The organism is Plantactinospora sp. WMMC1484, from assembly GCF_049315195.1.
Taxonomy (GTDB): Bacteria; Actinomycetota; Actinomycetes; order Mycobacteriales; family Micromonosporaceae; genus Plantactinospora.
Genome location: NZ_CP186055.1, coordinates 296,754 through 317,620 on the forward strand (window position 1 = coordinate 296,754; position 20,867 = coordinate 317,620).

14 protein-coding genes are annotated in these 20,867 nt (G+C 70.9%); 8 read left to right on the top strand and 6 right to left on the bottom strand.

Annotation, left to right across the window (positions count from 1 at the left end; genetic code table 11):
• Positions 1-48: 48 nt before the first annotated feature.
• Positions 49-681 (bottom strand): uracil phosphoribosyltransferase, encoded by a 633-nt coding sequence (upp, locus tag ACN28C_RS01305; protein WP_422771795.1) that lies wholly within the window; start codon positions 679-681, stop codon positions 49-51.
• A 213-nt stretch (positions 682-894) separates the two neighbouring features.
• Here upp and deoC point away from each other — a divergent pair, with 213 nt between their 5' ends.
• Genes deoC through ACN28C_RS01330 form a run of 5 tightly spaced genes read left to right on the top strand, consistent with a single transcriptional unit; the run spans position 895 to position 6,981 of the window.
• The gene (gene deoC / locus ACN28C_RS01310; protein ID WP_422771796.1) at positions 895-1,977 is read left to right on the top strand and encodes a deoxyribose-phosphate aldolase; all 1,083 of its coding nucleotides are present in this window, start codon (positions 895-897) and stop codon (positions 1,975-1,977) included.
• A gap of 2 nt (positions 1,978-1,979) precedes the next feature.
• Complete coding sequence (locus ACN28C_RS01315; RefSeq protein ID WP_422771797.1) at positions 1,980-3,440, top strand: aldehyde dehydrogenase family protein; 1,461 nt, start codon at positions 1,980-1,982, stop codon at positions 3,438-3,440.
• The gene (locus ACN28C_RS01320; RefSeq protein WP_422771798.1) at positions 3,433-4,257 is read left to right on the top strand and encodes an aldehyde dehydrogenase family protein; all 825 of its coding nucleotides are present in this window, start codon (positions 3,433-3,435) and stop codon (positions 4,255-4,257) included. The genes ACN28C_RS01315 and ACN28C_RS01320 overlap by 8 nt, the downstream gene beginning before the upstream one ends.
• Positions 4,258-4,290: 33 nt before the next feature.
• On the top strand, positions 4,291-5,112 hold the full coding sequence (locus tag ACN28C_RS01325) for an aminoglycoside N(3)-acetyltransferase (protein WP_422771799.1): 822 nt from the start codon (positions 4,291-4,293) through the stop codon (positions 5,110-5,112).
• A gap of 24 nt (positions 5,113-5,136) precedes the next feature.
• Positions 5,137-6,981, top strand: coding sequence for an HEXXH motif domain-containing protein (locus ACN28C_RS01330; protein ID WP_422771800.1), 1,845 nt, complete (start codon positions 5,137-5,139; stop codon positions 6,979-6,981).
• Positions 6,982-7,006: 25 nt separating this feature from the next.
• Here ACN28C_RS01330 and fxsT (ACN28C_RS01335) read toward each other — a convergent pair whose 3' ends face one another.
• From fxsT (ACN28C_RS01335) to fsxC, 3 genes are all read right to left on the bottom strand, one after another.
• A complete protein-coding gene (fxsT, locus tag ACN28C_RS01335) occupies positions 7,007-10,939 on the bottom strand; it encodes an FxSxx-COOH system tetratricopeptide repeat protein (RefSeq protein ID WP_422771801.1) in 3,933 nt (1,310 codons plus the stop codon).
• On the bottom strand, positions 10,926-11,771 hold the full coding sequence (locus ACN28C_RS01340; RefSeq protein ID WP_422771802.1) for a TIR-like protein FxsC: 846 nt from the start codon (positions 11,769-11,771) through the stop codon (positions 10,926-10,928). Before ACN28C_RS01340 ends, fxsT (ACN28C_RS01335) begins: the two co-directional genes overlap by 14 nt.
• A gap of 223 nt (positions 11,772-11,994) precedes the next feature.
• Positions 11,995-13,170 (bottom strand): FxsC protein, encoded by a 1,176-nt coding sequence (gene fsxC, locus ACN28C_RS01345; RefSeq protein ID WP_422771803.1) that lies wholly within the window; start codon positions 13,168-13,170, stop codon positions 11,995-11,997.
• Between the two features lie 477 nt (positions 13,171-13,647).
• Here fsxC and ACN28C_RS01350 point away from each other — a divergent pair, with 477 nt between their 5' ends.
• Complete coding sequence (locus tag ACN28C_RS01350) at positions 13,648-14,904, top strand: TIR-like protein FxsC (RefSeq protein WP_422771804.1); 1,257 nt, start codon at positions 13,648-13,650, stop codon at positions 14,902-14,904.
• Positions 14,905-14,914: 10 nt separating this feature from the next.
• Entirely contained in the window at positions 14,915-18,832 is a 3,918-nt protein-coding gene (gene fxsT, locus ACN28C_RS01355) for an FxSxx-COOH system tetratricopeptide repeat protein (RefSeq protein WP_422771805.1), read from the top strand.
• Positions 18,833-18,844: 12 nt separating this feature from the next.
• Here the strand turns inward: fxsT (ACN28C_RS01355) and ACN28C_RS01360 are convergent, their stop codons facing one another.
• The gene (locus ACN28C_RS01360) at positions 18,845-19,999 is read right to left on the bottom strand and encodes an FxsB family cyclophane-forming radical SAM/SPASM peptide maturase (RefSeq protein WP_422771806.1); all 1,155 of its coding nucleotides are present in this window, start codon (positions 19,997-19,999) and stop codon (positions 18,845-18,847) included.
• Between the two features lie 49 nt (positions 20,000-20,048).
• Positions 20,049-20,228, bottom strand: a complete 180-nt coding sequence (locus ACN28C_RS01365; RefSeq protein ID WP_421496982.1) for a hypothetical protein — start codon at positions 20,226-20,228, stop codon at positions 20,049-20,051.
• A 180-nt stretch (positions 20,229-20,408) separates the two neighbouring features.
• Here ACN28C_RS01365 and ACN28C_RS01370 point away from each other — a divergent pair, with 180 nt between their 5' ends.
• A complete protein-coding gene (locus ACN28C_RS01370) occupies positions 20,409-20,864 on the top strand; it encodes a BlaI/MecI/CopY family transcriptional regulator (protein WP_422771807.1) in 456 nt (151 codons plus the stop codon).
• Positions 20,865-20,867: the final 3 nt, after the last annotated feature.

Genomic DNA, 20,867 nt, shown 5'->3' on the forward strand with positions numbered 1-20,867 from the left:
CCGCCGGTTCGCCGCCCGCCCCGGACCGGGCGGGGCGATCCGGCCGGATCAGAACCGGGGCATGCCGCCGAACTGCCGGTCGCCGGCGTCGCCCAGCCCCGGCACGATGAACATCCGGTCGTTGAGCCGCTCGTCTATGGCGGCCGTGACCAGCCGCAGCGGCAGCCCGGACCGGTCCAGCCGCTCGATGCCGGCCGGCGCGGCCAGGACGCAGAGTACGGTGATGTCGGTGCAGCCCCGGTCGGCGAGAAGCCGGCAACAGTGCTCCAGCGAGCCACCGGTGGCCACCATCGGGTCGAGCACCAGCACCGGCCGGCCGGTCAGGTCGGTCGGCAGCGATTCCATGTAGGCGCGCGGCGCGAAGGTGTGCTCGTCGCGGGCCAGCCCGACGAACCCCATCGACGCCTCGGGCAGCAGGCCGAGCGCGGAGTCGGCCATGCCGAGGCCGGCGCGGAGCACCGGGACCAGCAGCGGCGGGTTGGCCAGCCGGAGGCCCTCGGTCGGCGCGACCGGGGTGTCGATCGAGAACCGTTCGACCGGCAGGGAGCGCGCGGCCTCGTACACCAGCATGCTGGTGAGTTCGCGTAGCGCGGCGCGGAACGACGCCGAGTCGGTCCGGGCGTCGCGCATCACGGTCAGCCGCGTCTGGGCCACCGGATGGTCAACCACGAGTACGTCCACGGTCGCCCAACCTACCGGTAACGTCGCCCACCGTCGGTAACCTGTCCCGGCGCGCGATGCACGGCCGGCACTCGCGGGCCGCCCGCCGGCGTTCCCGAGCTACGCGCCGCCGGCGTTCCCGAGCTACGCGCCGCCGGTACGCCCGGACCGCGCGCCGCCCCCGTCGCCCCGTGACCAAGATCACATGTCAGGCCGGTGCGTAAACTTGCCGCCATGACGGCGACAACGGCGTCCGCGGTGGCGGCAACCGCATCGGCGCACTCCGGCCGCTCCGACCTCTCCGAGGTGGGGCGTTCCGAGGCGACCCTGCGGATCTTCCTGCACGGCCTACCCGGGGTGGATCAGGTCGGGGCGGAGCAGCGGGCGGCGATGCTCGGCACCCGCTCGATCAAGACCAGCGCCAAGGCGTGGGCGATCGACATGGCGATCCGGATGGTCGACCTGACCACCCTGGAGGGCGCCGACACGCCGGGCAAGGTGCGGGCCCTGGCGACCAAGGCGCTGCGCCCGGACCCGGCCGACCCGTCGTGCCCGGCGGTCGCCGCGGTCTGCGTCTATCCGACGATGGTTCCGGTGGCCGCCGCCGTGCTCGCCGGGACCGACCCGGACGCCATGCGGGCGCTACCCGGTGGAGCGGGCCGGGGACAGCTTCTGGCCGGGCCGGACCGGGCGCAGCCGCCCGGCGGGCCGGGCCGGGTGCATCTGGCCAGCGTCGCGACGGCGTTCCCGTCCGGGCAGGCGCCGCTGGAGGTCCGGCTCGCGGACACCCGTGCCGCCGTGGCCGCCGGGGCGGACGAGATCGACATGGTGATCAACCGGGGCGCCTTCCTCTCCGGCCGCTACCGCGAGGTCTACGACGAGATCGTGGCGGTGAAGGCCGCCTGCGGGGACGCCCACCTCAAGGTCATCCTTGAGACCGGCGAGCTGGTCACCTACGACAACGTCCGTCGGGCCTCCTGGCTGGCGATGCTGGCCGGCGCCGACTTCATCAAGACCTCCACCGGCAAGGTGCCGGTGGCCGCCACCCTGCCGGTCACCCTGGTGATGCTGGAGGCGGTCCGGGACTTCCGGGACGCCACCGGACGGCAGGTCGGGGTCAAGCCGGCGGGCGGGATCCGGACCACCAAGGACGCGATCAAATACCTGGTACTGGTGAACGAGACCACCGGCCCGGACTGGCTGCACCCCGAGTGGTTCCGGTTCGGTGCCTCCAGCCTCCTCAACGACCTGCTGATGCAGCGGACCAAGCTGAGCACCGGGGTCTACTCCGGCCCCGACTACTTCACCCTGGACTGAGCATGTTCGAATACGCCCCCGCGCCGGAATCGCGCGCCGTGGTGGACCTGAAGCCGTCGTACGGACTCTTCATCGGCGGCGAGTTCGTCGACCGCGATGCACGCGACGCCGACGGGGCCGGGGAGCACGGCGGCGGCATGATCAAGTCGGTGAACCCGGCCACCGAGGAGGTGCTGGCCGAGGTCACCGTGGCCGGCCCCGGCGACGTGGACCGGGCGGTCCGGGCGGCGCGCCGGGCGTACGACGAGATCTGGGCGCCGATGTCCGGCCGGGACCGGGCCAAGTACCTGTTCCGGATCGCCCGGATCGTCCAGGAGCGCTCCCGGGAACTGGCGGTGCTGGAGTCGCTGGACAACGGCAAGCCGATCCGGGAGTCCCGGGACGTCGATCTTCCGCTGGTCGCCGCGCACTTCTTCTACTACGCCGGCTGGGCCGACAAGCTCGGGCACGCCGGCTTCGGACCGGACCCCCGCCCGCTCGGCGTGGCCGGCCAGGTCATCCCCTGGAACTTCCCGCTGTTGATGCTGGCCTGGAAGATCGCCCCGGCGCTGGCCGCCGGCAACACCGTGGTGCTCAAGCCGGCCGAGACCACCCCGCTCAGCGCGCTGCTCTTCGCCGAGATCTGCCAGCAGGCCGACCTGCCACCCGGCGTGGTCAACATCGTCACCGGAGCCGGCGAGACCGGCCGGGCGCTGGTCGAGCACGGCGGGATCGACAAGGTCGCGTTCACCGGCTCCACCGAGGTCGGGCGGCAGATCGCCCGCTCGGTCGCCGGCACCGGAAAGAAGCTCACCCTGGAACTCGGCGGCAAGGCGGCGAACATCGTCTTCGACGACGCCCCGGTCGACCAGGCCGTCGAGGGAATCGTCAACGGCATCTTCTTCAACCAGGGCCACGTCTGCTGCGCCGGCTCCCGGCTGCTGGTCCAGGAATCGGTGTACGACGAGGTGCTCGCCTCGCTCAAGCGCCGGATGGCCCGGCTGCGGGTCGGCGACCCGCTGGACAAGAACACCGACGTCGGCGCGATCAACTCGGCAGAACAACTGGACCGGATCCGGGCGCTGAGCGAGATCGGGTCGAGCGAGGGGGCCGAGCGCTGGTCCCCGCCGTGCGACCTGCCCGATCAGGGCTTCTGGTTCGCCCCGACCATCTTCACCGGGGTCAGCCAGGCGCACCGGATCGCCCGCGAGGAGATCTTCGGACCGGTGCTCTCGGTGCTGACCTTCCGCACTCCGGCCGAGGCGGTGGAGAAGGCGAACAACACTCCGTACGGGCTCTCGGCCGGGATCTGGACCGAGAAGGGTTCCCGGATCCTCTGGATGGCGGACCGGCTGCGTGCCGGGGTGGTCTGGGCCAACACGTTCAACAAGTTCGACCCCACCTCGCCGTTCGGCGGCTACAAGGAGTCGGGCTACGGCCGGGAGGGCGGCCGGCAGGGTCTGGAGGCGTACCTCGATGTCTGAGCGGGTGGCGGTACGCAAGACGTACAAGCTCTTCGTCGGCGGGAAGTTCCCACGCAGCGAGTCGGGGCGGTCATATCCGGTGCAGAACTCCAACGTGGCACTCGCCTCCCGCAAGGACGTCCGGGACGCCGTGCTGGCGGCGCGGGCGGCGGTCAAGGGCTGGTCCGGCGCGACCGCGTACAACCGGGGGCAGATTCTCTACCGGGTCGCCGAGATGCTGGAGGGGCGGCGGGACCAGTTCGTCGGCCTCGGCGTGCAGGCCGCCGAGGTGGACGAGGCGATCGACCGCTGGGTCTGGTACGCCGGCTGGGCCGACAAGCTCACCCAGGTCTACGGCAACGCAAACCCGGTCGCCGGGCCGTACTTCAACCTCTCCGCGCCCGAGCCGACCGGGGTGGTCGGGGTGGTCGCCCCGGCCGAACCGGCGCTGCTCGGGCTGGTCAGCGTCGTCGCACCGGCGATCGTCACCGGCAACACGGTGGTGGTGCTGGTCGCCGAGGCGAGTCCGCTGCCGGCGGTCACCCTGGCCGAGGTGCTGGCCACCTCCGACCTGCCCGGCGGGGTGGTGAACCTGCTCACCGGCCGGCCGGCCGAGACCGCGCCCTGGCTCGCCGGGCACATGGACGTGAACGCGCTCGACCTGACCGGGGTCGCCGACCCGGAACTCGCCGCCGAGCTGGAGCGGGCCGCGGCCGGGAACCTCAAGCGGGTGTTGCGGCCCGGCGCCGGCCCGGCGGACTGGAGCGCCGACCCGGGGATCGGCCGGATGACGGCCTTCCTGGAGACGAAGACGGTCTGGCATCCGAAGGGGGTCTGACGAGGGCTTCCTCGTCTGGCACACTGCCGTCCCATGGGCGAGGCGGCGCCACAGACCCGGAGCAGTCTCGTCCGGGACCTGCGCGAGTTGGGAGTACGGGCCGGGAGCACGATCCTGGTGCACGCCTCGCTGCGGGCGCTCGGCTGGGTCTGCGGCGGCGCCCCGACGGTGGTCCGGGCACTGCTCGACGTGCTGGGCGAGGAGGGGACGCTGGTCGTACCGGCGTTCACCTGGGACAACCGTGACCCGTCCCACTGGTCGCACGTCCGGGTCCCCGAGTCCTGGTGGCCGGCGATCCGGGCGGAGCTGCCGGCCTTCGATCCCGCCGTCACACCCTGCCGCGAGCTGGGCATGATCGCGGAGACGGTCCGGACCTGGCCGGGGGCCGCACGCAGCGACCATCCGCAGACCTCGTTCGCGGCGGTCGGCGCCCGGGCCCGGGAGCTGACCGCCCGGCATCCGATCACGTCGGAACTCGGACCGGACTCCCCACTGGGTGCGATCGAGCTGGCCGGCGGAGACACGTTGCTGATCGGCGTCGGATACGAGCAGTGCACCGCGTTCCATCTGGCCGAGTACCGGCTGCCCGGCCTGGGCCACCGGACCAACCGCTGCGTGGTGACGACTTCGGAGGGCCTGCGGCGGTGGACCAGCTATCGGGCGGCACTGCTGGACGACCGCGACTTCGCCGAGCTCGGCAGGGATTTTGAATCGATCTCCGCAAATGCTGTTCGGGTCGGTAATGTGGGTGTCGGGAAGGCGATGCTGTTTTCCGTCAGCTCGGCGGTGACGTACGCGATGACCTGGCTGCCTCGTCGTCGCCCGGCGTCGGGCCAGCGCACGTCTTCCCACTGACGGCGGCACGCCGAAGGTGGGCAGATGGATGTACCCCCACGTTCCGCACGACCTGCGCCGACGACGTCGCAGCATCAACATTCACCGATCACCCCGGGGCAGCGGCACGGCTTTACGGCCGAGCAGTTCACAGCGCTGGGGCGGGGTGGCGGGAGCCGCGACGCGATCGAGGTCCTGGTCGCCAGCCAGCGGTCGAAGCGCCTGGTGCAGTTGCGTGAGGTCAACCGGAGAGCGCGGCGGTTCGGCGGCTCGGCCACGACCTCGACAGAACGGGCCTTCGCGCTGCTCACCACCGCCGAGGCTCGCCGGCCGAAAGCCGTACGTAGGGTGCTGGCCCATCCTTACCTCGACAACTGGGCGAGTACCTGCCTGCGGCAGTTCGACATTGGTGGCAGCGACGACGGGCAACCGCTCGGCGCCCTCGACTACCTGACCGCCCTGGCTGCGGCTGCGGCGGCCCTGGCCGGCATGCGGTTCGAGGTCGAGCTGCCGAGCAGCGGTGGGACCGTCGTACTGCCCACCCTCGGCGCCGTGACCGGCCTCGGCCCGGGTCCGGTGCGGATCGTCGGCGGACCGGGCCGGCTGGTCTTCGTCGGGTCCGCCCGGCGGGTAACGGTCGCGCTCCCCCACCAGCAGCCCTCCGAGCACTGGGCGCCCCGACGGCTCATGCAGGTCGGCGACGCACGCCACCGCTACCAGCTGGCGATCGAGGACCTGGACCCGTACCGGGACTGTTACCAGTGGCAACCGACGGACCGGCTGACTGATCGGGCCGCAGCAGGGCTCGGCCGGCGATTCCGACTGGCTTGGAAGCTGATCACCCGGCAGTTTCCCGACTATGCCACGGGGATTCGGGCCTCGTTGGTCTCCGTGGTGCCGCTCGCTCCGGCCGCCGAGGGCACGACCCGGGGCGCCACCTCGTTCCACGCCTTCGGTTCGGTGGCGATTTCCACCGTCACCGAACCGGAATCCCTCGCTCTGTCGCTGATCCACGAGTTCCAGCACATGAAACTGGTGGCCATCAACGACCTGATCGACCTGCACGGAGCGGACCCGGGCGGGTGCTACCTCGCCCCGTGGCGGTCCGACCCGAGGCCGCTGCCGGCTCTGCTCCAGGGGACATACGCGCACCTTGGGGTCTGCGACTTCTGGCGGCGCCGCCGGCGGGGCCTGACCGATCCGGCGGCCCTGCGGTCCGCGCACTTCGAGTTCGCGCTCTGGCGCCGACTGACCCTGCTCGCCGCCGACAATCTGCTCGAAACCCGCGTCTTGACCCGCCTCGGTGCCGCCTTCGTCGAGCCGATGGCGCGGGAGCTGGTCGCCTGGGGAAACGAGGCGGTGCCGTCCGACATCGACCGGTACGCCGCCGACGCGGCGCTCGCCTACATCATCCGGTGGCGCGTGACGAACGGCGCGACGCCCACAGACGATCTGGGCTGGCTGGCCAACTCGCCCCGGCCGGCCTGGCTGCCGGAGCGGGTGGACCTGGCCACCCTGTTCCCCGTCGCCACCGCGTCGCAACCGGCCGACCCGGTGGCAGCCGAGCCGCAGCTGGTCACCCTTATCCGGGCCACGATCAGTGGCGCCGAGCCGGGCACGGGCGCCGCCGCACCGACGCCGAGCCCCGCCGACCTCGCATACCTGGACGGCCGCTTCTCCGACGCGGTACGCGGCTACGCCTCGGCAGTCCGGCGGGGGGACATCGAGGGGTGGACCAGGCTCGCCGTGGCGTTCGGCCGTGAGTCGGATCTATCCCGGCGGGTGACCGAGCATCTGGGGTTGGCCCGCCGGTTGCACGAGGCGGGCGACGGCCAAGCCGATCCAGCCGACGTGCTGCGGTGGTTGGTTGTCCGGCTGACGAGGCGATAGCCGGTGGTCCGCACCGCAACCCGGTCTAGGACGGCTCAAGCTCGATGTCGATGTTGATGCGCTGGCCGTCACGGATCGCGCTGGTGTTCGGGTGTTCGTCGCCGAAGACCTGCCGGGACAGTTCGAGCGCCTTGCGAAGCTGCCGCTGGCCGTCGTGCCCGGCGCCGGTGTCCCGGAGACTGATCGCCAGGTTGGCCGTGGCCGCGATCGTGGTCGGATGCTCTCGGCCCAGCCGCTCCACCAGCTTGCCCTGACTGCGCTCGTCGAGCCGCCGGGCGTCCGCCGCGTCGCCCGTGGCGGATCGGGCGTTGGCCAGGTTGAGCCGGCAGGCCAGGGTGTAGGGGTGATCGTCGGTGAGGACGTCGGTGAACCGCTCGGCGGCATCCGTCAGTATCGGTAGCGCGGTCGCGGCGTCCCCGGCCCGGAGCAGGACGATGCCGAGATCGTTCTCCGCGCCGAGGGTATACGGATTGTCCGCCCCGAATTCCTTCTGGAAGTATGTCACCGCATCCCGTGCCTGTGCCTGTGCCAGGATGTGGTCCCCGAACGCGGAGCGGAGGCAGGCGGACTCCAACAAACACGCCTTGGTGTCCGGATGACGCTCGCCGAGGGCCTGATGGGATCGGCGCAGGGTGTCGTCGAGCAGCCCGACGGCATCGTGGGGACGGCCCATCCGGCGGGTCGTCACCGCCAGGCTCTTGGCCGCCCACAGCGTCACCCAATCGTCGTCGCCAAGCAGGTTCCGGGAACCCTCCAGCGCCTTCTCCAGCATTTCGCGGGACGCGGCGTGGTCGCCCAGGGCCCGGAGGTCTCGCCCGTAGGCGATTGCCGAGTACAAGGTCCACTTGTTCCGCTCGCCGAGCACCTTGCGCCGGCGGCGCAGGGTGTCCGCGTCGATCCGCGCGGCCTCGCCGTAGTTTCCGGCCAGACGCTCCGTCAGCGCCACGTTGTTCGCCGCGCTCAGCGTCCGGATGAAGTCGTCGCCATAGGTGGCGCGCCACCGCTGCCAGGAGGCGCGGTTCAGGTCCGCCGCCCCGCGGTAATCCCCCGAGTACAGCAGGTCGGCGGCGAGGCCGCCCGCCGCTTCCAGTGTGTAGAAGTGGTCGTCGCCGAGCAGCTCGGTGAGCCGGGGCAGCACCTCTCTGCTGTTGGCCAACGAATCACGGATGCGGCCGGCGGTCCGTAGTGTGTTGGCGAGCAGCACCCGCAGCCGCAGCGCGAGGGCGTCCTCGGTCTCGAACATCGTCGACCACTGCTTGAGCGCCCGCTCGGCCAGCTCCTCGCTGCCCGTGAGGTCGTCGCGCAGCCAGAGGTAGCGCACCATGTCGAGGACCAACTGTCGTGTCGCGTCGTCCCGGGACTCCAGCGCGCCGGAGGGTTCGAGGTGCGGGCGCAGTTCCTCGTAGGTCGACCAGTTCTCCGGGTCGTCCACCCCGCCCTGTCTCGCCGCCGACGTGGCCGCGAGGATCTCCTGCACCTGCACCCGGCTCTCCGCCCTCGCCTCGACGCTCATCGCGTCCCTGATAACCGTTTGTACCAGCCGGTGAACCCGGATCGCGTTGTTTGCCGGATCGACGCGGGCAAGCGCATAACGACCGATATCCTGGATCAGCGCGCCGTGCAGCAGCGGGTCACGCATCGCCCGGTCGACCTTGGCCAGCTCGTCGACCATCCTCGGCGTCTGGAGCAGCCAGGTCGGGATCGGCTCCGGCGAGAAGAACGAGAGCAGTTCCAGCAGACGGGCGGCGGCGGGTCGGCCTTCCCTCAGCCGTTGCAGCGAGAGATTCCAGGTGACCGCCGCCGAGGTCGGATAGCCCTGCGGCGGTTTCTCGGCCAGCATCTCGGGCAACCGGGTGTCCAACAGTTGCAGGTAGCTTCGCACCGGCATCGCCGTGGTGGCCAACCAGGCCGCCGCCTGCTCCACCACCAGCGGAAGATCACCCAGCCGCTCGGCCACGGCGTCGGCGTCGCTCGGCGCCATCGTCTCGACCCGACGGGAGATCAGCTCGACGCTCTCGGCCCGCTCGAAGACCCCGATCTCGAGATGCTCGGCAACCTGTGTCCAGCCCTGGTTGCGGGTGGTGACGATCACGTCGCCGGGCCCGTCGGGCAGGAACTCCCGGAGTTGCTCCGGCTCCTCCGGGTTGTCAAAGATGATCAGCCACCGGGGGAAACGGCTGCCCTGCCGCAACGCCTGGAGGACGGCGTCGACCTGTTCGTTCACGGTCGGCCCGGACGGCAGTTTGAGCTGTCCGGCGAGCTTGGCCAGCTCGGCCCGGACGATCTGCGGCTGGTCCGCCGAGATCCACCAGACGATCTCGTAGTAGGCGGCGAACCGGTGCGCGTACTCCAGGGCGATCTGGGTCTTGCCGACCCCGCCCAGCCCGAGCAGGGCCAGCGGCTGCGCCGTCGGATGCCGGTGCAGCCGGTCCCGCAGCGTCTCGAGGATCGCGGCCCGGCCGGTGAACGCCGGGTTCCGGGCCGGCACCCGCCAGACCGGTGGCAGCGCGGCCGGAAACCGCGGCCAGGTCTGGCTCTCGCCTGCCGCACCGGGCGACGACGGCACGTCCACCAGGTCGAGCGCGGCCAGCAGGGCTTCCCGGGCCCGCGTCGCCGAGACCCCGTGCAGGTCGATCACGTCCCGCTCGTCGATCGTCGGCGGGGTCGGGGTGGTGTCGAACCGGATCGGGATGATGAACCGGCCGGGTCCGTCGTAATCCTTCTCCTGCCCGCGCCGCCACAGTCGCGCGGCATCCCGGGAACGTGCGTACTCCTGGGAGAGCAGCACCAGCATCCGGTCGGCCCGGTCGACCTCCTCCACCGACAGCCGCTGCTCGACCAGCCGGCTGGACTGGCTGACCCGGTTCAACTCGGCCGCGATCCACTCGGCCCAGATGCGGTCCCGTGGTGCGTAACTGACCACCACCTCGCCCGGTCCCGGCGGCGTCCGGCGTTCGAAGTCGGCCAACCAGCGCAGCCGCCGGGCCTCGGGCATGAGGACCGGCAGCTCGACCGGCGAGCCGACCACGATCCCGGTCAACCGCTCGTACGCGGCCAGCAGGGTCCCCTCCTGGCGGGGCCGGTCGCCGAACGCGGCGAGGATCTCCTCGTAGGCGTAGTAGACCTTGTAGGGGATCTCGACGGAGCCCCAGTACTTGTCGGCGTTCTGCCGCTCCAGCGCCCGGACGAAGGGCTCGAACTGCTGCCGGGCGTGCGTACGGCTGCGCTCCAGCTTGGTCTGCTCGCCGTCCTCGACCCGGGTCGGCACCGGGAAGATCTGGATCGGCTGTCCGCGACGCTGGTTGCGGATCGAGCGGGCGATCGAGACCGCGCCCTGGATGCTCTGGGTGCTCATGGTGAAGCAGTTGACCAGCACGTCCGGTAGCACGACCGTGCAGATCCCGGCGGTGTCACTGAGCCCGGTCCGGCTGTCGATCAGGATGTAGTCGTAGTTCGCCCGCAGGTCCTTGCGGAGCGCGGTCAGGAAGACCGCCCCGCCGAGCCGGTCGTAGAAGTCGTCCCAGTTGAAGGTGCTGACCCGGGCCGAGTACTCCGGGACCTGCCGGCCCGCCGGCACCAGGTCGATCCCACCGTCACCGGGGAAGGGAAACTCCAGCGAACTGGCGTAGCGCTGGATCCGGGCCAGGTCGAGGACTTCGGCGGAATCCAGCACCCCCGAGCCGTCCTCGGCAGGCCGGGTGGCCGCCCTGGCGTACTCGCGGACCAGGTCGATCACCCCGTGCGAACCGCGCAACTCCTTGTCCACGAGGAACGGGTGGAAGTAGCGGTGCAGCCCGGGAGACTCCAGGTCCCAGTCGATGGTCAGTACCCGGTGGCCGTTGCTGGCCAGCAGCCAGGCGACGTTGGCCAGCGCCATCGTCCGGCCGGTACCACCCTTGTAGGAATAGAAGGTGATTATCCGGCCGAGAGGTTGCCGGTTGTCCTCATGGTCGATCATGACCATCCCCCCACCCGGTGCGTGGCGCGGCGCCGGCGTCCCCGACCGGCTCTTCCGAGTCGGGACGCTCCAGGTCCTCCGCGGCTTCGAGACTGAGAATCGGCCGAGGTTGCGGTATGTCCGATGCGCCGGCGTTCCGCGGTATGCCCGATGTGTTGGCATCCTGGCTCGACCGGTCCCACGGCGTCGGCCTCGGTGCCGGTTCCGGCCGCGGGACCGCCTCCGGCCGGACCGGTTCGGCGGGTGGGTGGAACGCGCTGCTCACCGCCCGCAGGTCGGCCTGGGCGACGGAGCCCGGATCGACCTCGGGCAGCCGGCGATCCTGCTGAACGGCCTCGCAGACCAGCCGGGCGAGGGCCAGCACGAACCGGTCGTAGTCCCGGCCGTTCTCCCGGAGCAACTCGCGCAGGCCCTCCCGCTCGTACGCCGGGCCGAGCCGGGGGTCGTGATGCTGGATGTGCCCCAGGAAGTCGGGCACCGGGGTCGGCACCCAGAAGATCGGAATCAACCGGGCCTGGCGCGGTCCGGCGGCCTGTTCCCATCGGCGGATCCGTTCACTGAACACCGCCCATTCCCGTCCGCAGAAGTCGCTGCGGAAGTAGCGCGGGGAGAACAAGGCGATCATTGTCTGAGCACGACAGAGCGCCTCGAACAATTGCCGGGGCCAGTGGTCCCCGAGGCGCAGCGCCCCGCCATCGTGAAACCCGACCGGGGTGCCGACGTCCTCGCCGGCAAGCGTCCCGATCTCCATGCTCAGGTCGACGAAGAACCGCTGGACGCGGGCCTGGTCGTCACGTCCACCATGCGCGTAGCTCAAGAAGAAGTACAGCACCGGTCCTCCCCGGACTCCGCGCCGTACCGACCGGGATATCCGATCAACGCCGAAGTGGGAGATCACCGTACGGCACGGAGCTGCCGAAATGCGCGTCGTTCGCGAGCCGTACTCATTATAGGAAGACCTCGCATCGCGCTCTCGTGCTGAGTCGTGCCATCGCCCCCGCCGTCGAGCGGACGGCGAATGTCGGGTGAGGGTTCGCGGCGACATCATTGGTCCATTACGGACCTTGCAGGATCGGACGGTCGGCGGGCTCGTCCTGGGCTGGCCGGCGGAAGACCCGGCCATGGCTGAAGATGCGATTCTGTGCCTCCTCCAGCGCCGCCACGAGGTCGACCTCGAACGCCTCCGGACTGTCGATCTCGATACGGACCAGTTGGTCCCCGCGCGCCAGGTGGTGCGGAAGTGTCCGGGCCAGACCGGCCCGGAGTTCGCCACCGTGCCGGACCGTCTCCGCGTCGGTCAGGCTGGACGGCGCCAGCACCGCGACGCTCGGCTCCGCGTGGCCGTCGAACTCGGCGAGTATCCGCTGGTAGGGCGCTAGTTTCGTAACCCACGCGTCGACCAGCAGCACGACGATCTCGTTGTTGCGCCGGGCCTGGTCGAGCCGTTCGGACAGATCGTCGAGGTCGGCGACGTCCGAGCCGAAGAGACGCTCGGCCGCAAGTGTGCGGGCGTGCGCGACCAGCGGCTCCGGCAGCGACGGCCGGTACGCGGCCCAGTCTCTCCCCCGCTCACCGTAGCAGCGCAGGTCGTCACGGACGGCGCCCATCTCCGCCCGACTCCCGGCCGCCACGACGAAGTGCACCCGCTGCGTCGCGGCATCCGCCAGATCCTTCCGCGGCGGCGTCTGGATGCTCGGTTCCAGCCTCGTGTAGTCGAATGCGTTCGGCACCGTGGCCAGGTCGAAGTTCGGGTTGACCGAGGGGACGAGGTGCTCCTCGGTCGAGGCCACGATCTGCCCGGCCAAGGAGGCGAGCAGTGCCTCGTAGCGCGCCCGGTGACTGCGCAGTCGGATGAGTTGCCGGACGGCCTCGCCGCCACCCTCCGCGACACCGCTGTCGGACCAGAGCACCGAAAGCAGTGCCGGAGCGCGCCGCCCGGTCTCCCGCTCGTACTGCCGGAGCCGCTCCGCAAAGATCCACCACTGCCGCCCGCACCGCTCGCTGAGAAAGTAGCGCGGCGAACAGAGGGCGACGAAGACCTGGCAGCCGGCCAGGGCGTTCCGGGTCGCCGTGGACCAGGGCGAGCGGCTGTCACTGTCGACCGTCTCGACGAATCCGACGTCGCCGTCCGCGCCGGAGACCTGTCGGACCTTGGCCGACAGGTCGTGGAAGAAGCGGAGCGCGTAGCTGTCGTCGTCACCCGCAGCACGACTCAGGAAGAACTGCGTCAACAGCTCCTCCTAGGGCGGGGACGATTCATGCGGCCGGGCTTCCTAGATCACGTTTGCCGAGAAGGCCCGCAGAGACAGCGGGTCCCATTCTGGAGGCACGGACGTCCCGGCCGCAAGCCGCAATGCGGACATGTCCGAGCAGCTGATCGGCAGGGTGAGGTCGACGTTTACCGGAGAAACCCGTGGTCCACGCCGCACATTGCCTCCCGGGTAACCTTGGACGCGCCGCCAGGAAGCGTCACCTTCCTTGCTACCTCATGGACGCACGTCATAGCTGATCAATCCGACCTGCAAATGTGAATCGTGCCAGGTCAACGCGGCTTTACCCGCCGTGTAGCGATCCGACCAATCTATCTGGTCACCCAATGGCTACGCAATCGCCTGCCGAGCGTGCATCATGTCTGTGCGGATGTCCACCGCCCCACCGGCCACCATCCGCGTCCCTAATCGTCTACCGGCAGGACGGGGGTCGTTCGGGTGACCGCGGAGCAGCCCGGTGTCCCGCACCGCCTGCACTTCTTCCTCAGCTACGCGCGCAGCGACGACGACCCCTACGTGGAGCGGTTCTACCGGGATCTCTGCGCCGAGGTCCGGGTCCGGGCAGGGCTGGCGAGCAACGCCGAGGTGGGCTTCTTCGACCGGAGCAGCATCGAGATCGGTGCGACGTGGTCGGCGGAGTTGGTGGACGCCCTCGGCAACGCCTGTTCGTTCGTGGCTCTCGTCTCCCCGCGATATTTCACCAGCGAGCCGTGCGGCCGGGAATGGCAGATCTTCGCCGACCGGATGCGGCAGCACGAGGCGGCCGGCGACGCCCGCCTGGCCGCGTTGCTGCCGGTGCTCTGGCTGCCGCCCCGGCAGGTGCCGGAGGTCGTGCAGGCGGTGCAGTACGACCGCGACGTGTTCAGCGAGGCGTACCGGCGGGACGGGTTGCGCCAACTCATGCGGTTGCGCCGCAACGAGGACGAGTACCTCGAGGCGATCAGCATCCTGGCCGACCGGATCGTGGACAACGCCACCACGGACCCCCTGACGCCGCTGCCGAAGCACCGGCGCGTCGACTTCGTCAGCGTCAGGAGCGCGTTCCATCCCGACGTGGAGACCAGGGATCCGACGGCCGGCGAGAACACACCCATCCGATCCCACGCCGATCATGTGCACTTCCTGATCGCCGCACCCAACCAGCGGGAGGCGAGCACCGTCCGGCGTGAGGTGCAGTTCTACGGCGCGGCCGCGCTGGACTGGGCGCCGTACCGGCCGTCGCTGCCGGACCCGCTGGCCAGCTTCGCCCGGGCGATCGCCGCCCGGCGCGGCCTCAGCTCGGAAGCGTCGCCCCTGCCGATGCCCACCGGGACGGGCGTGCCGACGAATGGCGACTCCATAGTGGTGCTCCTGGTGGATGCCTGGGCGACCCAACTCGACGACTACCGGCAGGCCCTGACCGAACAGGACCGGCAGGCCCCGGCCACCGCCGCCATGGTCCCGCGTAGTCACGAGGACCGCGAGACGCACGACAACTGGCGACGACTCTCGGACGGGCTGCGTAGCGTCCTGCTCCGCCGGGTGGCCAGCGGCGAGGCGCTCACGTTCCGGGCGGACATTCTCAGCCACCGGTCCTTCGACGAAGACCTGCAGGTGGTTTTGGAGGTGGCCCGCAACCGGCTCTTCGCAGAGGCCGACCAGGTCGACTCCGGGCCGGCACCGCCGCGTACCCGCCCGATTCTCCAGGGACCGTGAGGTGGTGTCGATGACGGCAGCAGCCGCAGCCGCGCCACCCAGGACCGCCGGACAGATCATCACCTTCTACTCGTACAAGGGTGGCACCGGCCGCACGATGGCGCTGGCCAACATCGCCTGGATCCTGGCCAGCAACGGGCACCGGGTTCTCGCGGTGGACTGGGACCTGGAGTCACCGGGGTTGCACCGGTTCTTCCACCCCCTGCTGACCGATCCCCAGCTGCACGCCTCGGACGGCGTCATCGACCTGGTGCGGGACTTCGCCGCCTCGGCGGTGCAGGGACAGCAGCCGGCAACAGCCCCGACGGCGACGAGCCCCGACGTCCGGCGCTATGCCGTCTCCCTGGACTGGCGGTTCGGCGACGGTGGGGAGCTCGACCTGCTGCCGGCCGGGCGGCAGGGGCCGGCCTACTCCGCGACGGTGAGCACCTTCGACTGGCCCAGCTTCTACGACCGGCTCGGCGGCGCCGCCTTCCTCGCCGAACTGCGCCAGAACCTGCGCGACAACTACGACTTCGTCCTGATCGACAGCCGCACCGGGTTGAGTGACAGCGCCGGGATCTGCACCGTGCTGCTGCCGGATGTCGTGTTGAACTGCTTCACCCTCAGCACGCAGAGCATCGACGGCGCGGTCGCCGTCGCTCGGTCCATCCGCCACCTCCGGCTGGACGAGCCGGTACGGATCCTGCCCGTGCCGATGCGGGTCGAGGAGGGCGAGCAGAGCAAGCTCGAAGCCGGTCGGGAGTACGCCTGGGTCCGGTTCGCGCCCTTCCTCGACCACCTCGATCCGGAGGTCCGGGCCCGGTACTGGGCCGACGTGGAGATCCCGTACAAGTTGTTCTACGCGTACGAGGAGATCCTGGCGGTCTTCGGCGACCGGGCCCGGCAGCCGGCCACGCTGCTCGCCGCGTACGAGCGGTTGGCCACCGTCCTCGGCGGCGCGCACGTCCGGCCGCTCGCGCCGCTGGACGAGTCCGTCCGGCGGCACTGGCTGACCCGGTTCGAGCGCACCCGGCCGCGGGCCATGACCCGGGTGCTGATCAGCTACGCGGCCGAGGACCGGGTCTGGGCGGAGTGGGTGGCCGGGGTGATGGCCGAGGTGGGGCTGCCGACCGTCCTGCGGGAGACAGCGGATCCGGACCGGGACGGGGTGGCGGAGCCGGAGCCCGCCGCCGACGCCGACCTCGTCACCGTGCTGCTCTCCGCGTCGTACCGACCGCCCCGCAGGTTCGCGGAGTGGCTCCGCCGCCTGACGGCAACCGCGGAACCCGGCCGGCCGAGCGTGCTGACCCTCTCGTTGGACGGGACCCCACCGCCGGAGGAACTCGAACGACTCGGGGTGTTGGACGTGGCCGGAATGGCTGCCGAGACCGCCCGCAACGGCCTGTTGGCCATCCTCAACCGGCCGGTCGTCGAGCCCGGCACCGGGCCCGGGGCACCCCGTTTCCCGGCACCGCCCCGGGTCTCCCGGCTGCCGTTGCGCAACGTGCGGTTCACCGGTCGCCGCCTGCTGCTTTCCCGGATCCGCGAATATCTGTCGACCCGGCCCGCCCCGGTCCCGCCGCTGGTCCTCAGCGGCATCGGCGGAGTCGGCAAGACCCAGGTGGCGAACGAGTACGCACACCGGTTCGCCACCGACTACGACGCCGTGTGGTGGATCTCGGCGGCCCAGAACAGCATGGCCCGAGCCGGCTTGATCGACCTCGCCGACGAACTCGGGATCGCCGGCGCGGCGACGACCGGAGACCGCATCCGGTTGCTGCTCGACACCCTGGAACGACCTGCCACGGACCGGCGGTGGCTGCTCGTCTTCGACAACGCCGGGGCGCCGGCCGAGGTGGCCGACCTCCTCCCGCGCGGCGCCGCACATGTCCTGGTCACGTCGCGGGATCCGGTGTGGGGCCAGGCCGGGGAGCTGGTCGAGGTCCGGCCGTTCGGTCGGGAGGAGAGCGTCGAGCTGCTGCGGCAGCGGATGCCGGCCCTGAGTCAGCGGGAGGCCGAGCAGGTCGCCGAGGCGCTCGGCGACCTGCCCCTCGCCGTCGAGCAGGCCGGCTCCTGGCTGGCGGCGACCCGGATGCCGGTCGACCGGTACCTTGCCCTGCTCGACCGGCAGCTGTCCCGACTGCTCGCGGAGAATCCGCCGGCCGGATACGAACGCGCGGGCGCGGTGACCTGGCTGCTCTCCCTGGACCAGCTCCGCGAGGAGAATCCGCCGGCGGCCCGGCTCACCGAGTTGCTGGCATTCTTCGGGCCGGAGCCGATTCCGGCGACGCTGCTCTACAGCCGCAAGCTGATCGAGGTCGTGGCCGCCGAGGACCCGGCGCTGCGCGACGACGCCACCTTCGCCGGGCTGATCGCGCAGGCCCGGCGGTACGCCCTGGCCAGTTTCAACGACGCGCTGGGCAGCGCCCAGATGCACCGGCTGGTATCGGCCGTCATCCGGGAGCGGATGCCGAGCGAGGTGGCGGCCGGATACCGGCGGCACGTACACCAGATCCTGGTCGCCGCCAGTCCGGGCGATTCGGAGCGCCCGGCGACCTGGCCGGCCTTTGCCGGCCTCTGGCCGCACGTGGAGGCCGCCGGCGCGCTGGACTCGACCGACGAGGACGTCCGGCAGCTCGTCCTCGACGTCGGGCGTTACCTCTTCCGCCGCGGCGACTTCGTCGCGAGCGCCGAATTGATGCAGTCCGCGCTCATCGCCTGGCGGGAGCTGTGGCCGGAGAACGACCTGAAGGTGCTGGCCGCCAAGATCTTCCTCGCCAACGCGCTCCGCCCGGCGGGCAGGTACCGCGAGTCCCGGCGGCTGGGCGAGGATGCCTACCGGGGGTTGCGGGAGACCGTGGGGCTCCGGAACCAGTACGCCCTGCTCTGCATGGCCGGGCTGGCGGCCGATCTGTGGACCGAGGCAGAGTACGGCCGGGCACGCGAGCTCGGCGAGGAGGCACTGCGCCAGGCGGTCGACCTCTACGGCACCGACCACCGCCGCAGCTACCGGGCGATGAACAACCTGGCCGTCACCCTGGAGAAGATCGGCAACTACAAGGAGGCCCGCCGGCTGCACGAGCAGGCGTACCAGGGCCGGCGGCGACTCCTCGGCGAACGCTTCCCGGACACGCTCTTCTCGGCCACCAACTACGGCAGGGTGCTGAGGCTCTCCGGTGATCTACGGGCCAGCCGGCGGGTGCTGGAGAGCGCGCTGAGCGGGCACCGCGACGTCCACGGCGAGGACCAGGCGGCCACCATGCGCACCCGGATCGAACTCGTCGCCACCCTCCGGCGGCTGGGCCAGCTCGACGCCGCATTGGCACTGGCCAGGACGACCTACGCCACCTTCACCGCCACCCGCCCGGTGACCAACGCGGATCGGCTCGCCTGTGCCAACACGCTCGCGCTGACCCTCTCGGCGCTGGGCAACCAGGTGGAGGCGCTCGAGTTGGGCTGGGATGTGGCGCGGCGGCAGAGCGACATCCTCGGCGACGACGCACCGGACACCCTCACGCTCAAGGGGAATCTCGTCATCTACCTGCGACGCAACGGCGAGCTCGACAGCGCCCGCCGCTTGGTCGACGGGGTGGTCGGCGGTCTGCGGAGCAACCTGGGCGCCGACCATCCGTACACCCTGCAGTGCTCGGTCATCGCGGCGAACGTCCGGTTCGCCCTCGGCGATCCGGCAGCGGCGCTGGCCATGGAGATTCCCGCGTACGACGCGATGATGCTGGTGCTGCACGAGACACACCCGGACGTGCTGGCGGCCGGCTGCAACCTGGCGGCGAGCCGGACCGCGCTCGGAGTGGTCGACGGGCTGGCGGAGTTTCGGGCCGATCTGCTGGCCCGGGCCACCCGAGGCGTCGGTCAGGAACATCCGCTCACCGCCGCGATTCTCGCCGGGGAGCGGGCGGAGTGCGAGATCGATCTGCTGCAGTTCTGAACGCGGGGTCGGCTATCCGGGCTCGCGCGTCCGCAGCGCGGAGAGTTCCGTGCTCAGCCGGGCGTGGATGTGACGGATCAACCTGGTCAGGTCACGGCAGTACACCGACGGGTTGTCGAACCCGTTCGCCGCGCGGTACCGGTGGGCGTAGAGACCGCCGCCACAGACCCGGACGAGCGGGCAGGCCCGGCAGCTGGCCGCGAGTCCGGCCAGGCCGGCCTGCCGGGCCTGGAAGGACGGCTGCGCGATCGCCTCGTCGAAGGTCGACGACGCCACGTGCAGCCCGGTGGCCGCCATGCCCTCCTCGGTGGTCTTCAGCGCGTCGCCCTGCTCGATCGCGCCGTCGGTCTCCACCGTGATCAGGTCGCTCGGGCTCAGCCCCACCACCTCGCTGCCGCTGTTTCCTCCCAGCAGCAGATCGATGAGGGATTCGAAGAGCCGGATGCGGGTCCGCTGCGGCCTGGTGGCGTACCACTCGTCGAAGATCTGGATCAGCCACTCGGCGTACGGCGCGTCGGCGGTGTCGGTCCGCCGGCCGGGTGGTGGTGTGCTCCAGTTGCCGTGCGGGAGCAGGAAGTCCATCCGGGGCGGGTCGAAGGTCAGCAGGTGCCGGTACACCTCGATCGGATCGTTCTCCAGGTTGACGGTGCAGAGGATCCCGCCGTACAGGTGCCGGTGGCGCTCCCGACGCAGCCGGTCCAGCGCCTGCGCGACCAGGCCGTGACTGCCCTGACCCCCGGCGAAGACCCGATGCCTGTCGTTCGCCGCCGCCGGACCGTCGAGGCTTACCCCGACCCGGATGCCATGCTTCGCGAACAGGTCGAGGAACGCCTCGTCCAGCAGCACTCCGTTGGTCTGGATTCGCAGGTCGACGGTGGTGGTGACCGGCACCGCCATCCGGACCGCGCGGGCGGCGTGCGCGAGGAGTTCCCGGCCGGCCAGCAACGGTTCGCCACCATGGAAGATCACGGTCAGCCGGCCGAGATCGTGCCGTTGGGCGTGCTCCGCAGCCCGCGTCGCCGCCAGCTCGACCACCGACCGGGACATCGTCCTCGGCCGGTTGCGCCAGGTCTGGTCGACGTGCTGGTAGACGTAGCAGTAGTCGCAGGCCAGGTTGCACCGGCTGTGGACTTTGAGCAGCACCTGCCGGATCGGTGTTCCGACCACCCTGTCGGAACCGGCAGCACCGCCCCCGATCACCTTCCCCGGCAGCGCCTCAGACGTAGTTGTTGAACGCTGCCACGGTGTCCTGGGGGTCCCGCTGGGCCGCATCGATGACCCTCCGGATCGAGTTGGCCAGCACGCTCTCGTCGTCGTCCAGCAGCAGCACCTGGGCCAGCGGGATGTCGTCGAGATCGACCAACTGTCCCTCGACGTCCGGTCCGACTCTCTTCATGCCGCACTCGTCCTCCGCCGCAGTATGTTAGACAGAGGTTACCGTGCGCCGCGATGGCGGCGGCTACCTCACCATGGCGGCTAGCTGACCGGAGCGACGGCTAGCTGACCGCTGTGACGCCGGACGGGCTGGGCAGCCGGCGGGTCGGCATCTTACGACACCGGGTAGTAGGCTGGTGCCGTGACACGACTCGGTGATCTCGAACGTGCGGTGATGGACGTGCTCTGGGACCGGGGCGCCGGTGCCGGGGCGACCGTACGCGAGGTCGCCGATGTGCTGCGGGACCGTGAGCTGGCCTACACGACGGTGATGACCGTGCTCGACCGGTTGGCCGGCAAGGGCATGGTGGAGCGCGAGCGGGAGGGGCGGGCCTGGCGATACCGACCGGCGGCAAGCCGCGAGGCGCACATCGCCCGGCTGATGCTCGACGCCCTGGACCTGGCCGGCAGCCGGGACGCCGCGCTGGTCCGGTTCGCCCGCTCGGTCACCGGGACCGAGGCCGAGGTGTTGCGGGCGGCGCTCGCCGGGGAAGCCGGCGACATCGCGGCGCACGCACCGGTGGAGCCCGGTGAGTCGGAAGCACCGACCAGGCCCGCGCAGGCCGATCGACCGCCCGCCGCGAACCGCGAGGCCTGAGCC

Coding starts and splice junctions, on each gene's coding strand:
- deoC (WP_422771796.1), top strand. CDS start 895: ATGACGGCGACAACGGCGTCCGCGGTGGCGGCAACCGCATCGGCGCAC.
- ACN28C_RS01315 (WP_422771797.1), top strand. CDS start 1,980: ATGTTCGAATACGCCCCCGCGCCGGAATCGCGCGCCGTGGTGGACCTG.
- ACN28C_RS01320 (WP_422771798.1), top strand. CDS start 3,433: ATGTCTGAGCGGGTGGCGGTACGCAAGACGTACAAGCTCTTCGTCGGC.
- ACN28C_RS01325 (WP_422771799.1), top strand. CDS start 4,291: ATGGGCGAGGCGGCGCCACAGACCCGGAGCAGTCTCGTCCGGGACCTG.
- ACN28C_RS01330 (WP_422771800.1), top strand. CDS start 5,137: ATGGATGTACCCCCACGTTCCGCACGACCTGCGCCGACGACGTCGCAG.
- fxsT (WP_422771801.1), bottom strand. CDS start 10,939: ATGATCGACCATGAGGACAACCGGCAACCTCTCGGCCGGATAATCACC.
- fxsT (WP_422771805.1), top strand. CDS start 14,915: ATGACGGCAGCAGCCGCAGCCGCGCCACCCAGGACCGCCGGACAGATC.
- ACN28C_RS01365 (WP_421496982.1), bottom strand. CDS start 20,228: ATGAAGAGAGTCGGACCGGACGTCGAGGGACAGTTGGTCGATCTCGAC.